General features: G+C 46.1%; 5 protein-coding genes. All 5 read left to right on the top strand.

Annotated elements, in window-relative coordinates; all coding sequences use genetic code 11:
* Positions 1 to 5: 5 nt before the first annotated feature.
* Complete coding sequence (locus tag QUA27_RS07680; protein ID WP_333067291.1) at positions 6 to 863, top strand: sugar kinase; 858 nt, start codon at positions 6 to 8, stop codon at positions 861 to 863.
* Positions 864 to 1,095: 232 nt separating this feature from the next.
* The gene (locus QUA27_RS07675) at positions 1,096 to 2,223 is read left to right on the top strand and encodes a cupin-like domain-containing protein (RefSeq protein ID WP_333067290.1); all 1,128 of its coding nucleotides are present in this window, start codon (positions 1,096 to 1,098) and stop codon (positions 2,221 to 2,223) included.
* A gap of 98 nt (positions 2,224 to 2,321) precedes the next feature.
* On the top strand, positions 2,322 to 3,200 hold the full coding sequence (locus QUA27_RS07670) for a 3'(2'),5'-bisphosphate nucleotidase CysQ family protein (RefSeq protein ID WP_333067289.1): 879 nt from the start codon (positions 2,322 to 2,324) through the stop codon (positions 3,198 to 3,200).
* Between the two features lie 333 nt (positions 3,201 to 3,533).
* Positions 3,534 to 11,435 carry a DUF4347 domain-containing protein gene (locus tag QUA27_RS07665; RefSeq protein ID WP_333067288.1) on the top strand — a complete coding sequence of 2,634 codons (7,902 nt, stop codon included), beginning with the start codon at positions 3,534 to 3,536 and terminating at the stop codon, positions 11,433 to 11,435.
* A gap of 503 nt (positions 11,436 to 11,938) precedes the next feature.
* Positions 11,939 to 17,304: DUF4347 domain-containing protein (locus QUA27_RS07660; protein WP_333067287.1), on the top strand; the 5,366-nt coding region annotated here is incomplete at its 3' end.

Raw genomic sequence — 17,304 nt, 5'->3', positions numbered from 1 at the left:
CAGATATGAAAACCGGATTGTTTTTGGGATTGGCGACTTTAGATTTAGTTTATTTGGCTGTTGGGCCTCCGGGTGAAAATCAGAAAGTTGTTGCTTCGGATTGTACCATTGCTGCGGGCGGGCCGGCGGTCAATGCTGCGGTCACTTTTAGCTATTTGGGGAATGCGGCGGTATGGGCTGGTGTTTTGGGCACTCACGCGATCGCCCAATTAATTCGTGCAGACTTAGCGGAGTATAATGTCAGGATAATTGATTTGCAACCCGGGCGATCGCACTCGCCGCCAGTTTCCTCGATTATTGTAACTGAAGCAACGGGCGATCGATCGCTAGTCTCGATTAATGCTACTAAATCTCAGGTTGACCGTCAAGCGATTAACCCGGATATTTTAACATCAGTTAGTATTGTACTGGTTGACGGACATCAAATCGCAGCCAGCAAAGAAATTGCTCAACTTGCCAACTCAAAAAACATTCCAATTGTCCTAGACGGAGGCAGTTGGAAACCCGGATTAGAGGAAATATTGCCTTTTGTTGAATGGGCGGTATGTTCCGATAATTTTTATCCGCCCGACTGCGACAATTCAGAACAAGTCTTTGCTTATCTCTCAGCAGCCGGCATTTCCAATATTGCCATCACTCGCGGTGAAAAATCCATTTTATACCTCAGCAATGGCAGTTACGGCAGTATAGAAATACCTCAAATTCAAGCCACAGATACTTTAGGCGCTGGCGATATTTTTCACGGGGCTTTCTGCCACTACATATTACAAAATAACTTTACCGATACTCTCACCGCAGCGGCTAAAATCGCTTCCCATTCCTGCCAAAGCTTCGGAACCCGCGCCTGGATGAATAAGAGTTAACTTTAAATTAAAATTAACCAAACTATCCGGTTAAAACCGCTAAAAGCTAGAAAACTTGAACTGGCAACACTTGTTAAGTTAAAATCTTGACAGCAACCTCGACAAAATTTGTGAACTTCCCTCTTATTTTCCTTAGCGCCCTTAGCGCCTTCGCGGTTCGTTAGCAAAATTGCTATATTAGTAAGACAAGTGAAAGTCACACAAAACATTTCCAAAACAACATACCCTAATCATGCCTGACACCCAACCTCTAAGTATCACCCTTCCCCCTTTGCGGATTACCCTAAGCGAGCAACAACAGGTTAATCTAGAATGGCTGACGCAAAACTTGCCTAATCTACTCGCAGCGCCAAGCAAACCAGAAGTCCCCGACAATATGAAACAGTGGGTGGCGGCCAACAAATTATTAAATCAACCCGACGCCGAAATAATTCAAGCCTTAATAAATACCGGCATAGATGCGGAAACAGCCACCGCTGAAGTTAGGGAAATATCATCTCATCCCTACTTTCAAGCAGGTAGTCAGTACGTGCAGTTATTGCAGAAATTAGAATCGCATCTCAGGATTAGCAATCAATTAGCTGCATTGTCTTCCAAGTTTGGTACAATCGAACGCAAAAGCAGCCTGTCTAGAGAGTATTTTCTCGAAAATTACTACGCAAAAAATACTCCAGTAATTATTACCAATATTATGCACAACTGGAAAGCCTTGCAGTTGTGGACGCCGGAGTATTTGCAGCAAAAATATGGCGATGCAGAGGTACAAATTCAAGCCAACCGCAACTCAGACCCGAATTACGAAATCAAAATAGAAAATCACAAAAAAATTGTTTTGTTCCGCAAATATGTAGAGATGGTCGTCAAGGGCGGGCCTAGCAACGACTACTACATGGTTGCTAACAACAAAACTCTGGAAAGAGAGGAATTTAAACCCCTATTCAACGACATTGAAATTTTCCCCGAATACCTCAATCCAACGGATACAAAAGGCAGAGTTTTCTTTTGGTTCGGTCCGAAAGGCACGATTACACCGCTGCACCATGACCCAGTTAATTTAATTTTAGCTCAAGTGTCGGGTCGCAAACTAATTAAATTGATTTCTCCGCAACAAACACCTCTGCTTTATAATCACGTCGGAGTTTTCAGCAAGGTGGACGGCGAAAATCCCGATTATGACAAATACCCGCTTTACAGAGATGCAAAAATTATTGAAGTGATTTTGGAACCGGGAGAAGCTATCTTTATTCCTGTAGGTTGGTGGCACCATGTAAAATCATTGGAGGTTAGTATTTCGGTTTCGTTTACTAATTTTGTATTTCCTAATTATTATGAATGGAAATATCCTCATATTAATTGGTAATTGCTAATGTATGGTTCCCAGGGGCGGGCACGGGGGCACCGCCCCTACAGAAATCTGCGTTAATCGGCGTTTATCTGCGGTTCAAAAAAAAGAAATTCATGAAAACTCTCGAAGAAATCAGCGAAATTGCCCGATCGATCGCCTGGAGTGCATCAGATATCCTACAATCCTATTATCGGCAGGATTCCAACACTCCTAACCTCGACATCCAAGAAAAAAAAGATGGCCCCGTCACCGCCGCCGATATCGCTGTCAATTCTTACATTCTTGACGAATTGCAGTCGGCTTTAGGGAATGCAGAATTTGGCTATCTCAGCGAAGAAACTTACAAATCTTATTTGAAAACCAACGGTCAAGTTCCCTTACCTCAAAGTTGGGTTTGGATTATTGACCCTTTGGATGGAACGCGAGATTTTATTGACAGGACAGGTGAATTTGCAGTTCACATTGCTTTAGCTTTCGAGGGAAGACCGGTATTGGCAGTTGTGGCTTGGCCCCAACAGCAAAAGATTTATTACGCAATCCGCGATGCTGGCGCTTTTATGGAAAGTCGCGAGGGTTCTGCGGTCAAATTGCAGGTTTCGGCGCGAAATATCGTGGCAGATTTACCTATAGTAACCAGTCGCAGTCACCGGGGCGATCGCTTTAATCAATTGTTACAAAAACTACCTTGTCAAAATCAAATAGCTGTCGGCAGTATCGGCTGTAAAATTGCGACAATTGTCGAACAAAAGGCTGATGTTTATATTGCGCTTTCGGGAAAGTCTGCACCGAAAGATTGGGATTTAGCGGCACCGGAATTAATTTTGATTGAAGCAGGCGGTCAATTTACTCGTTTTGACGGTTCTACTTTGCAATATAACCGGGGAGATGTGAGTCAGTGGGGGGGATTGTTGGCGAGTAACGGTTGCTGTCACGCTGCTTTGTGCGGGCAAGCTGAGAAGATTTTAGCGGGGATAGATGGGGGTTTGAAGTAATCAAAAGTTTAGTAGGGTGCGTTAGAAGACCGTATTTTCTGCACGACTAATTGCTTACGCACCCTAAAGTATGTATCAAAATTGCTGAGTTTGAAATTTCTGTACACTTGCACTTACGTTTCATAAATATTTGTGGTAAATCAATCTCACGTTTTTTACAGTAATAATACTTAAGTATTTTTCACATCTTTATCAAAATTTTAATTGATCGGGTATTTTTTAAGAAAAATTTACATACTTTCTGTAAAAAAACTGTTATTTTTAGGACAAAAGATGAGGACTCGCCGGGTTTTTACGGATAAAGGGTGTGTCTGTATACATAAAAATTGATAGATGGTTTCGGACGCCAGTCACGAAATACCGGAATTTTTGTATTTTTTTGAAACCGCAGTCAGGTGGATTATGCCAAATTTAAATATTCCAGTTTCAGTAAGGTCGATCGCCTTTATCGACACTCAAGTTGAAGATTATCAAAGTTTGATTGCCGGAGTAACACCGGGTACGGAAGTAGTCGTTTTGGATGGGAACCGGGATGCGATCGACCAAATTACTGAAATTTTAGGCCATCGTACCAATATTGACAGCATTCACATCATTTCTCACGGTGCTCCGGGCAGCTTGCAACTCGGCGACGTTCGCTTTAGTTTAGATGATATAGAGTACGATCGGCAGGAGCTACAGCAGTGGTTTTCGCCACGAACCTACTCAATCCCCAACAATCAACCTCACATTCTTTTGTATGGGTGCAACGTAGCAGCAGGCGAGACAGGTAAAGCATTTATAAAACGCCTGAGTGAGTTAACCGGCGCGTCGGTTGCTGCTTCGCAAAACCTCACCGGAAGTGCAGCAAAAGGCGGCGACTGGTTCCTAGAAGTAACATCAGAGAAAATAGCAACACCTTTAGCATTTCGGTCAGAAGTGTTAGCGGCTTACAACCACATTCTCTCCAGCTTCAGTAAGGCTACTAACTTTAGTGCGGGCTTTTCGCCGACGGCAACTCCTCTTTCAATTGGTACGGGCGACTTTAACGGCGACGGTTTCCCCGACTTAGCCGTGATCAACCTCAACTCCAGAGATATTTCCATATTGTTGGGGACGGGTACGGGCAGCTTTGGTACTCCTACTAACTTATTTAACCCCGGCAACGAGGTTCCTAATTCCATTGCAGTGCGCGACTTTAATGGAGACAGCAAACTCGATTTAGCTGTAGCCAATCCTATCAGTGGCGCTAACGGCAATTTCGTTTCGATCCGGCTGGGGACAGGTACTGGCACTTTTGGTAATCCTACCAATTTCGGTCAAGGGATAAATCCTCGATCGATCGCTGCAGGCGACTTTAATGGAGATAGCAAGTTAGATTTAGTCACAGCCCCTTTGAGTGGCAACAACCTTTCAATTCTTTTGGGAGACGGTACTGGTAGCTTTAGCACTCCCGTTAGCATTAATACAGGAGCATCTCTTACTATTGCCACAGCCGACTTTAACAGCGATGGCAAAGTCGATTTAGTCACATCGAACAATAGCGCCACTAACAATATCTCAGTTTTGTTAGGAGATGGTACGGGGAACTTTAGCGCCCCCGTTAACTTTAGTGCGGGGACGGGGAATCACTTTGTCGTTACAGGCGACTTTAATGGCGACAGCAAACTGGATCTCGCTGCATCGAATAGCGGTTCTAACAACGTTTCAGTTTTGTTGGGGGATGGTACTGGTAATTTTGGTACTGCTACCAACTTTAGTGTCGGCTCATCTCCCGAATCTGTAATTACGGGTGACTTTAATGGCGACGGCCAAACCGATTTAGCCGCGTCTAACGGCGGAGATAACAATGTCTCAGTCTTGTTGGGGGGTGGTACTGGCAGTTTTAGTACGGCAGTCAATTTTAGTGTAGGAACTCTTCCCCGTTCGATCGCGGCGGGAGATTTTAATGCTGACGGCAAGTTGGATTTAGCGACGCCAAACTTTACGTCTAAAGATGTTTCAATTCTGCTGAATACACCCAATACAGTTAATTTCGGTGCGGCTACTTACAGCGGTACAGAAGGAACAACAGATACAGTAGTTAATATTCCCGTTACTCTCAGCGGCGGCACTCCTTTTGCTGATGTAAGAGTACCAATTGCGATCGACCCCAGCAGCACAGCCACCCAAAATTCAGACTACACCATTTCCCCTACATCGGTTACATTCCCCGCCGGCACTACTACTCTCACCCAGAATGTTGCAGTTACTATCAAACCCGACAATCTCCCTGAAAACGCCGAAACCGCAATCCTCAACTTTGGCACAATTACAGGTGGTATAGCCGATACAACGGCTCAAACCACATTAACTATTCCAGCCAACGGTACTATTTCAAGCCTGACTCCGTATCAAATAGACCTCAAAACAGGCACAATTACTGGTGGGCCAAACCAGTTTATTTCTCTAGTAAATACCCCGGAAGACTCAGACAGCGACAGTTGGTTAGAAGCCGTAGCTAAAATCAATTTTGACGGCAACATCAAGAAAGCGAAATTTATCGTTGAATACGACAAAGCCCCGTCAGGATGGACGGTAAATCTGGGTGACTCTGCGTCAAACGACGGCTATGGAGGGGATGGCAGCACTCAAAGCCGCGATGCCGAGATGAACATTGTTAACGGGAGTATGAGCGTTTTCGGCAATGACTACAATACACCTCCTAGCGGAGAACTTACCGCAGGAAATGTGCCTAACTTTGTGACTAACGCTTCAAGTGTGGAGTTAGAAGTCAGCAACGAACAACTTGCGTGGGATAACAAAAGCGGACTAAAAAATAGCTTGACTTCGCCGTATCTTTACGCCCTCAACGGTCAAGCTGATGATGGCGGGCCAGTCAATTCCGAGATTTACGCTGGATTTAACAGGGTGATTTCCGCATATAGCGATCGCATCGGATCGGGTGCTAGCAAGGTGACAATTCTGCTTAGTCCGATCGACTACGCGATTACTGCTGGTGTTGCAACCGTTACTGAAGGCAATGAAGGCAAAACTGCGGCCACTTTTACTGTTACCCGCAGCGGTTGCACTGAGTTGGCGAGTACAGTAGATTATGCGATCGCAGGTACTGCTACAAACGCCAGCGACTACAACAACATCGGTGGCACATCCGGTGCAACTGCTGCGACTGGTACGATTAATTTTGCAGCGGGCGAGACATCGAAAACCATTACTCTTGATGTTTTAGGCGATGCGGCGATCGAAGCCAATGAAACCCTTGAGGTTACGCTGTCAAATCCCTCGAAATTAGATTCTACACCGACAATTACCACTGCTACTGCCACCACAACTATTACTAATGATGATGCTGCTGGCTTCACTGTCAGTCCAAAAGCAATATCAACAACAGAAGCTGGCGGCAAGGCAGATTTCACAGTCAAACTCGATTCTCAACCAACTGCTAACGTTACCATCGGTTTGAGGAGTGACAATGTTGCCGAAGGAACTGTTTTGACTGATAGCTTAACTTTCACTCCCGCTAACTACAATGAACCGCAAACAATAACGATAAGTGGTGTTGACGATTTAGTAACTGATGGCCCTCAACCTTACAAAATAGTCACCGCTGCTGCTGTCAGCACCGATCCTAATTACAATAACCTCGATCCTGATGATGTCACCGTCACCAACAGTGACGATGACACTCCGGGAATTACAATTAATCCGACGGCGGGATTAATTACTGGGGAAGAGGGCACCAAGGCTAACTTTTCTGTGGTTCTAAATACTCAACCGACTGCTGATGTGACTATCGGTTTGAACACGGATAATGTTGCCGAGGGAACTGTTTCGACAAATAGTTTAACATTCACTCCGGCTAACTGGAGTGTACCGCAGCCGGTGACAGTAACAGGGGTTGAGGATAGCAGTGCTGACGGCGATATTGACTACAAAATAGTCACGGCGGCTGCTGTTAGTACAGATGTGAATTATAACAACCGAGATCTAGCGGATGTTACCATTACCAATAAGGACAATGATACGGCTGGTATTTCTGTTACTCCCACGCAAACAACTGCTACAGAAGGCGGTGCGAATGGCAGTTATGATATCGAATTAATGTCCCAGCCGATCGCCCCTGTAACTATAACCCTCACAACAGGTGAGCAGATTCAGGCGATCGCGCCTGTGACTTTCACAGCAGATAATTGGAATCTAGCTCAAACCGTTACGGTGAAAGCTGTTGATGATACGGTTGTGGAAGGGGCGCACAGCGCTAATATCACTCACAGTGTGAGTAGCACTGATGCTAAGTATAATGTGGTTGTGGTTCCAGGGGTGACGGTGGCGATCGCTGATAACGACACTGCACCAATACCGCCAACACCGCCGACACCGCCGACACCGCCAGTAATAGTCGAGCCCCCGACACCGCCGACACCGCCAGTAATAGTCGAGCCCCCGACACCGCCGACACCGCCGACACCGCCAGTAATAGTCGAGCCGCCGACACCGCCGACACCGCCTACACCCCCAGTAATAGTCGAGCCGCCGACACCGACGCCACCAGTGCCGACACCGACGCCACCAGTGCCGACACCGACGCCACCGATACCTGTTGATACCATCGACACACAGAAGAATTGGTGTGGCGTAGAAGCTGGATTGGATAAACTTGAGAAAATTCTTGACGACCAATTACAGGCAGTTAACCTACCCATTGTCGGCCCCCTCAAGGACATTTCGCCAGATTTTATTGGGAACTTCAAGACTAAGCTAGTCGATACCATTAAAAATCCGGGAAATCAAACTCTGAGCCAGTTAGAAAGTAGCCTCCGCACTGCACTGGGATCTGACTTCAATGTTGCTCTAACCGAGAATTCTAGTGCTGATGAGAGTACCTTGCTAATTACTCTTAGCAAGCAATATCAGTTTCCCGATATCAATCTCTCGCAAAATTTAGGAGTACCAGCCTTAAGCTTAGATGTAGATGGAAAAGCCAAATCAAAATACAACTACAACTTGTCTCTAGGAGTTGGTGTCAGTAAAGAGTTTGGCTGCTACATAGATACTGACAAAACCCAGTTAACCGCCAACATTGACTTGAACCTAGATGACCAATTCAAGGCTAAAGGCAACTTAGGTTTTTTCCAAGTAGACCTGGCAAACGATACCAACAACCCTACTAAAGTCGATGCCAACCTCGAAGTCAAGCTCAATGACTTAGACAATCTCGGCAGCCCCAATGATGGCTCTCGCCTCACCTTGCCAGAACTGCAAGGCAACTATCAGTTGAAAGACTTATTCAATGCCAACTTAACGAGCAATGCTAATCTCGGTCTCACAGCAAAAACCAGCATCAACGGCAATGCTGCATTCCCCTCGTATAACTTCGACTTAGCAGTGGATTGGCCCATCCTAAATTACGCTAACGGTCAATTAACCGGGCCGCAAAAGCCCGCAGTTGCATTTAACAATATGCAACTAGATTTGGGAACATTTGTCAATAATTTTGCCAAACCAAGTATCGGTAAAATTTCCGATGTCATTAAACCATTTCGACCAGTTATCAACTTCCTCAATGCCGACACCAAGTTACTGTCTAAACTCGGTCTAGCGGGGGCATTTGATAAAAATGGGGATGGCATAGTCAGTGTACTAGAGCTGGCAGCAAAAATATCTGGTCGCGATATCGATACTCGCTTTTTAGAGGCGGTTGCCAAGGTTGATAAAGTTGTTGACTTGGCAAACCAAATAGCAAACTCTCCGGATAAAATCGATTTTGGTTCCTACACTCTGGGGAATATAGATGTTGCCGAGCCAAATGCTAATCTTCAGAATGCTTCCCCGGTTGCCAAAACTGCTGTACAGCAAACCGCTAACCAACAAATCAACTCCAAAACAAGTGGCAAGGTCAAGGAGTTCTTAAATGCCTTACAAGATATTGATGGCTTTGACTTGCCACTCTTGACCAAACCGGAAACCGCGATTCAATTGCTGATAGGTAAACCCGATGTTTCGCTATTCACCTATCAGATGCCCAAACTGGGATTTGACTTTAATGTTGAGCAAAGTTTTCCGATATTTGGGCCGCTCAAGGGTTTACTGGAAGGCAAGTTTAGTGCTTCAGCTCATCTAGGATTTGGGTACGATACCTACGGATTAAACCAGTGGAAAAACTCGAATTTTGCTGCTGACTCTGCTGGCAAAGTTTTGGATGGATTTTATGTGAGCGATAGCGAAAATGCTGATGGCACTGGGTTAGATGTTGACGAACTCACACTTGACGCTAGCATTGCAGTCGGTGCAGGGTTGGATGTTGGGATTGCCGAGGGTTATGTCAAAGGTGGAATTCAAGGAAAGGTAGGCATTGATTTGATAGATATCGGAGAGTTCCAGCCCAAACAAGGGGGCGACGGAAAAATCCGAACATCGGAAATTACTTCCCGTATCAGCAAACCATCGGAACTGTTTGATGTAACAGGACAAGTTAATGCTTTCTTGGGCGCTCAAGTTAAGACAATTTCAGTCAAAATCTGTGAGAAAACTTTCAAAATATTTCGGAAGCGCTTCACCATACCTTATCCTTGCGGATTTGATTACAAAACAGTCTACGATAATAACTTTGCCACATTTGAGTTAGCTAGCTTTAGTTTGGGGCCGAGTTCTAGCACTAGGGGCAGAGCAATTGACGGTTACATGGCCGGGGCTACTGTTTTCTTTGATGGCAACTTTAACGGTATCCGAGATGATAACGAACCCTTCACCATTACTAACGCCGATGGCAGTTTTGATTTAGATGTCTCTCTTGACGATTTCGACAAAAATAACAGCGGCGATATCGAACCAAATGAAGGCAAAATTGTCCTTACCGATGGCATCGATACTTCTACTTATTTGCCGCAGCAAACGCCCCTATTTGCCACACCTGATGCTATTGTCGTCACTCCGTTAACTACCCTATTGACCGAGTTGATAGAGCAAGGTACTGACTCCAATCAGGCGCAAATTCAGGTGAAATCTGCCCTGGGATTGCCGTCGGGAATTGACTTGACTAGCTACGATCCGCTACAGGCAATTACTCAAAACGACCCGAACGGTTTGGCGGTTTATGCAGCACACGCGAGCTTGCAAAATACCATTTTTTTAGTCACAGATTTAATTAGCGGTGCTTCAAATACTGCTAAAAATGAGATTGCCAAGAGCGTAATTTCCGTCGTTGCCAATCAAATTAAATCTGGTACTCTCGACTTAAGCAATTCCACACAAGTGCAGGCGATTATTGAGTCGGCGACGAGTCAAGTGCAAGTACCGCAACTATCTAGTATTGCCTCGGAGGCTGCCCAAATTATTGCCGAAGGAAATCAGCGAATAAAGGATCTCGCCTCCAGCAATTCCTCGCCCTCAGATGCCGCGACAGAAATCGCCCGCATACAAAAAGTTGCACAAGGAGAAGTAGCCCAAGATTTACTGCAAGTCGCAGCCGGAAATAAAACGATTCAGTCGGCGATTTCCGAAAATACTGGTGCATCTCTAAATACCAAAATTCAGGCGGCGACAGCTAACAACCCAACAGTCCGCAATACCTTAGATACTGATGACTCCAATACACCATCTACACCCGAAGAACCATTCCCAGAAAGCGGTATTGAATTCGTCAAAGATGGGACAAATACCACCGAAAGTACAGATGGCGACGATACCCTTATGGGCAGCGCTAGCGATGATATATTGCGCGGTAAAAAAGGAAATGACTTGCTGTTTAGCCTTGATGGCAATGATTGGATGAATGGCAACCAGGGGAACGACTTAACAGATGGTGGAATTGGGGACGATACGCTTTACGGCGGAAAGGGTTTTGATACTTTGACTGGTGGTGCCAGCAGTGACTTCCTTTCTGGTAATCGAGGTGAAGACATCGTAATTGGTGAAAAGGACGACGATACCCTCTACGGCGGTCAAGGCAATGATATTCTGCTAGGAGGTCAGGGTAACGATTTCCTCAGTGGCGATTGGGGCGATGATACCTTAGTAGGGGATGTAGGCAATGATAAGTTCTTACTCTCTACCAATTCCGGTATTGATACAATTGATGATTTTGAAGTTGGTAAAGACTTGTTAGTGTTGGGTAATGGGTTGAGTTTCTCGCAATTGGCAATTGCCGAAGATAGCGGTTCAACTTTAATCCGGTTTGCCCAAACAGGGGAAATTTTAGCTTCTCTCAGTGGTGTTTCTGCTAGCAGTATCAGTGCCGTTAATTTCGGATTGATTTAAGAAAGATGTGGGTTCAAGCACTTATTCTATCGGAGTTTGAAGTAACTACGTGAAGCGAAGCTATCCCGTAGGGAATCGCCCCTCAAGATGGTAACGAATAAGTTTTAGGGGCGGGTTTTACGAAAAATAATTGCCTAAAACCAATTATCTCGTAAACCCGCCCCCACCCTTGCCCGAAAATCCGCTAGGGGTTGAAACGAATGACGGAACCGGATCGCACATATGTATCAAAAATCCTGCTGTTAATATTTCAGTCTAATCACACTTGCTATTGAACGTTTTTTGTGTTATTTACTCCATCTCGCGCTGGCTCATCCGCAATATTACTTAATAAAATTCCCCAACTTTATCAAAACTTTAATTAAATAGTGGTTTATAAAGAAAAATTTATAGAGATTTTCTAAAAAAACAGTTATTGTTACTACAACCTTCAGAAAGTGTTTCCGATGCAAGTCGCGAAACAGGGGAATCATTGTCTTTTTTTAGCTATTAGTAGGTGCAGTATGCCAAATTTAAATAATCAAGGTTCAGGAAGGTCGATCGCCTTTATCGATCGTCAAGTAGAAAATTATCAAAGTTTAGTGGCTGGGGTAAAAGCGGGTACGGAAGTAGTCGTTTTGGATGCCAACCGGGATGCGATCGACCAAATTACAGAAATTTTAGCTCTTCGCAGCAATATTGACAGCATTCACATCATTTCTCACGGTGCTCCCGGCAGCTTGCAACTCGGCGATGGTAGCTTGAGTTTAGATGATATAGAGTGCGATCGAGATGATCTACAGCAATGGTTTTCGCCACAAGCCGACTCAAGGAGCAAAAATCAACCTAATATCCTCTTGTACGGGTGTTCCGTAGCAGCAGGCCAGACCGGTAAAGCATTTGTTAAACGCTTGAGTGAATTAACCGGGGCTAGCGTTGCGGCTTCGGAAAACCTCACCGGAAGTGTAGCAAAAGGTGGCGATTGGGAACTGGAAGTCACAATCGGTTCAATAGAAACGCCGCTGGTATTTGAAGCCGAAGTGTTAGCGGGTTACGAGTACGTTCTGTCTACTTTTGATCCTGCCACTAATTTTCCCATAACCTACAGCCTCCGTAAAGTTGCGACTGGGGACTTTAACAAAGATGGGAATCTTGACCTAGCCTTTGCCACCACTGGACCTAATCGCAACGTCTCGATCGCATTGGGAGATGGCACTGGCAAATTTGGCGCTGCCACTAATCTTAACACCAGCCCGCCAAGCGATCTCTATACCTGGTCTGTCGCTGTAGCCGACTTTAACAAAGACGGCAATTCTGACTTGGTTACGGCCAATAATTTGACTAACAACGTTTCTCTCCTGTTAGGAAATGGCGATGGCACTTTTGGTACTGCCACCTACTTTGGGGTGGGGTCAAGTCCGTATACCGTCGCTGTGGGAGACTTCAACGGGGACGGCAATTCTGACTTAGCTACAGCCAATCAAAGCTCTAACAACGTCTCCATCTTGCCGGGAAATGGTAATGGTACTTTTGGCGCAGCTACTAATTTGAGCGTGGGGTCAAATCCTTATTTTGTGCTTGTCGGCGACTTTAACAAGGATGGCAAGTCTGACTTTGCGACAGCGAACTTTAGTTCTAACAACGTATCCATCCTGTTGCAGAATGCTGATGGCACTTTCGGCGCCGCCACTAACTTTACCGTTGGAAATAGCCCTAATTACATTGCTTTAGGAGACTTTAACGGGGACAATAATCCTGACTTAGCAACCAGCAATGAAGGTGGCTCCAACAACGTATCAATACTGTTAGGAAATGGCACAGGAAGCTTTAGTGCAGCTACCAACTTTAGCGTTGGAACACAACCCCTTGCTATTGCTAGTGGCGACTTCAATGCCGATGGAAAACTCGATTTAGCCACAGCCAACAATGGTTCGGGCGATGTCTCCGTCTTGTTTGGAAGTGGCAATGGCAGCTTTGGGACTGCCACTAATTTTATTGTGGGAACCAATCCCCAAGGTATTGTTGTAGGCGATTTTAACAAAGATGGCTTATCCGATTTAGCTACGGCGAACTTTGGTGGTCAAAACACCTCGATTCTGCTGCATACATCCCCGGCGGTAAATTTCGGTGCGGCCACTTACAGTGGCACTGAAGGAACTGCGGATACAGTAGTCAATATTCCCGTTACTATCAGCGCCACTCCTGACGCTGCTGTAACAGTGCCAATTGTCATCGACCCCAGCAGCAGTGCCACCGAAAATTCAGACTACACCTTTTCGCCTACTACTGTTACTTTCCCCGCCGGCACTACTACTCTCACTCAGAATGTTGCAGTTACTATCAAGCCTGACAATCTCCCTGAAAACGCCGAAACCGCAATCCTCAACTTTGGCGCAATCACCGGTGGCGTTGCCGGTACAACCAAACAAACCACACTAACTATTGCAGCAAACGATCAACCTTCAAGCCTGAGTCCGTACCAAATAGACCTCAAAACAGGCGCAATTACCGGTCAACCAAACCAGTTTATTTCTCTAGTAAATACCCCGACCGACTCCAACGCAGACAGTTGGTTAGAAGCCGTAGCCAAAATCAATTTTGACGGCAAAATCAAAAAAGCGAAATTCATCGTTGAATACGACAAAGCCCCGTCAGGATGGACGGTAAATCTCGGCGACTCTGCCTCAAACGACGGCTATGGAGGGGATGCAAGCACTCAAAGCCGCGATGCCGAGATGCAGATTGTTAACGGGGGTATGGCAGTTTTCGGGAATGACTACAATACACCTGCTGGCGGAGAACTTACCCCAGGAAATGTGCCTAACTTTGTGACTAACGCTTCGAGTGTCGAGTTAGAAGTCAGCAACGAACAACTTGGGTGGGATAACAAAAGCGGGCTAAAAAATAGCTTGAATTCCCCCTATCTTTACGCCCTCAACGGTCAAGTTGATGCTACCGGGCCAGTCAATTCCGAGATTTATGCCGGATTTAACAGAGTGATTTCCGGGCCAGGCGATCGCATCGGATCGGGTGCTAGCAAGGTAACAATTCTGCTCAATCCGATCGACTACGCGATTGCTGCTGGTGTTGCAACCGTTACAGAAGGCAACTCCGGCACAACCGCTGCCACTTTTACTGTTACCCGCAGCGGTTGCACTGACTTGGCGAGCACAGTAGATTATGCGATCGCAGGTACTGCTACAAACGCCAGCGACTACAAAAACATCGGCGGCACATCCGGTGCAACTGCTGCGACTGGTACGATTAATTTTGCAGCGGGCGAGACATCGAAAACTATTACTCTGGATGTTTTAGGCGACAGTGCGATCGAAGCCAATGAAACCCTTGAGGTTACGCTGTCCAATCCCTCGGTATTAGATTCTACACCGACAATTACCACTGCTACTGCTACCACCACTATTACTAATGATGATACGGCTGGTGTTTCTATTACTCCTACGGAAACAACTGCTACAGAAGCCGGTACGAATGGTACCTACAGTGTGGTGCTCAAATCGCAGCCGAGCGACTCTGTAACTATCACTCTCACTACAGGTGATCAGATTGAGGCGATCGCCCCCCTGACTTTCACTCCGGATAATTGGGATGACCCTCAAACCGTTACGGTGAAAGCTGTTAACGATACGAGTGTGGAAGGCGCGCACAGCGCTAATCTTACTCACAATGTGAGCAGCGCTGATACGAATTATAACGGGATTGCGGTTCCAGGGGTGACAGTGGCGATTAGTGATAACGATGTAGCGCCACCGCCACCACCGCCACCACCGGTTGGTACATCAAGCCTGAGTCCGTACCAAATAGACCTCAAAACAGGCGCAATTACCGGTCAACCAAACCAGTTTATTTCTCTAGTAAATACCCCGACCGACTCCAACGCAGACAGTTGGTTAGAAGCCGTAGCCAAAATCAATTTTGACGGCAAAATCAAAAAAGCAAAATTTATCGTTGAATACGACAAAGCCCCGTCAGGATGGACGGTAAATCTCGGCGACTCTGCCTCAAACAATGGCTATGGAGGGGATGCAAGCACTCAAAGCCGTGATGCCGAGATGAACATTGTTAACGGCAATATGAGCGTTTTCGGGAATGACTACAATACACCTGCTGGCGGAGAACTTACCCCAGGAAATGTGCCTAACTTTGTTAGTAATGGTTCCCGTGTCGAGTTAGAAGTCAGCAACGAACAACTTGGGTGGGATAACAAAAATGGGCTAAAAAATAGCTTGAATTCGCCGTATCTTTACGCCCTCAACGGTCAAGTTGATGCTACCGGGCCAGTCAATTCCGAGATTTACGCCGGATTTAACAGAGTGATTTCAGGGCCAGGCGATCGCATCGGATCGGGTGCTAGCAAGGTGACAATTCTGCTTAATCCGATCGACTACGCGGTTACTGCTGGTGTTGCAACCGTTACAGAAGGCAACTCCGGCACAACTGCTGCCACTTTTACTGTTACCCGCAGCGGTTGCACTGACTTGCCGAGCACAGTAGATTATGCCATCGGCGGTTCTGCAAGCAACGCCAGCGACTACAAAAACATCGGTGGCACATCCGGTGCAACTGCTGCGACTGGTACGATTAATTTTGCAGCGGGCGAGACATCGAAAACCATTACTCTGGATGTTTTAGGCGATGCGGCGATCGAAGCCAATGAAACCCTTGAGGTTACGCTGTCCAATCCCTCGGTATTAGATTCTACACCGACAATTACCACTGCTACTGCTACCACAACTATCAGTAATGATGATACGGCTGGCTTTACTATTAACCCAACAGCATTAAGTACAAGTGAAGTTGGTGGTCAGGCAGATTTTACTGTCAAACTCGATGCTCAACCAACTGCTGATGTTACAATCGGTTTGAGCAGTGACAAGGTTGCCGAAGGAACCGTTTCTCCTAATACCATAACTTTCACTCCCGCTAACTACAATGAACCCCAAAAAGTAACGGTGACAGGTGTTGACGATTTGCTAGTTGATGGCGATCAACCTTACAAAATTGTCACGGCTGTTGCTGTGAGCACCGATCCTAATTTTAATAACCTCAATCCTGATGATGTCACAGTCACCAACAGTGACAATGAAACTCCGGGAGTTACGGTGAATCCAACTGCGGGATTAACTACAGGTGAAGCCGGCGGTAGTGCTAACTTTACTGTGGTTCTGAATACTAAGCCGACTGCTAATGTTACTATCGGTTTGAACACGGATAATGTGGCCGAGGGAACAGTTTCTCCTAATACCATAACTTTCACTCCCGATAACTGGAGTGCACCGCAACAGGTGACAGTAACAGGGGTTGACGATAGCCTTGCTGACGGCGATATTGACTACAAAGTTGTCACGGGGGCTACTGTTAGCACAGATGCGAATTACAGCAACCGAGATGTAGCGGATGTTAGCCTTAGCAATAAAGACGATGATACCGCTGGTATTTCTATTACTCCCACGGCAACAACTGTTACAGAAGGCGGTGCAATTGGTACTTACAGTGCGGTGCTGAAATCCAAGCCGACCGCCCCTGTCACCATCACTCTCACAACAGGTAATCAGATTGAGACGAGCGCGCCTCTAACTTTCACGCCAGATAATTGGAATAAGGCTCAAACCGTTACGGTAAATGCTGTTGACGATACGGTTGTGGAAGGGGTGCAGAGCGCTAATATTGCTCACACTGTGACTAGCACGGATGCTAAGTATAATGCGGTTGTGGTTCCAGGGGTGACAGTGGCGATCGCGGATAACGATTTAGCGCCAGAACCAATCGGCGGTGGTGGCACTGTAGGACAACCAGGCGGTGGTGGCACTGTAGGACAACCAGGCGGTGGTGGCACTGTAGGACAACCAGGCGGTGGTGGCACTGTAGGACA

The sequence above is a fragment of the Microcoleus harperi Pol14_C6 genome (assembly GCF_036701295.1).
Lineage (GTDB): Bacteria > Cyanobacteriota > Cyanobacteriia > Cyanobacteriales > Microcoleaceae > Microcoleus.
Note: the sequence above shows the minus strand (reverse complement) of the source record. Positions and strands in the feature narration are given on the sequence as shown.

What these genes read in the sequence shown, in the direction of transcription:
- QUA27_RS07680 (WP_333067291.1), top strand. Translation starts at nt 6, where the DNA reads ATGAAAACCGGATTGTTTTTGGGATTGGCGACTTTAGATTTAGTTTAT.
- QUA27_RS07675 (WP_333067290.1), top strand. Translation starts at nt 1,096, where the DNA reads ATGCCTGACACCCAACCTCTAAGTATCACCCTTCCCCCTTTGCGGATT.
- QUA27_RS07670 (WP_333067289.1), top strand. Translation starts at nt 2,322, where the DNA reads ATGAAAACTCTCGAAGAAATCAGCGAAATTGCCCGATCGATCGCCTGG.
- QUA27_RS07665 (WP_333067288.1), top strand. Translation starts at nt 3,534, where the DNA reads ATGGTTTCGGACGCCAGTCACGAAATACCGGAATTTTTGTATTTTTTT.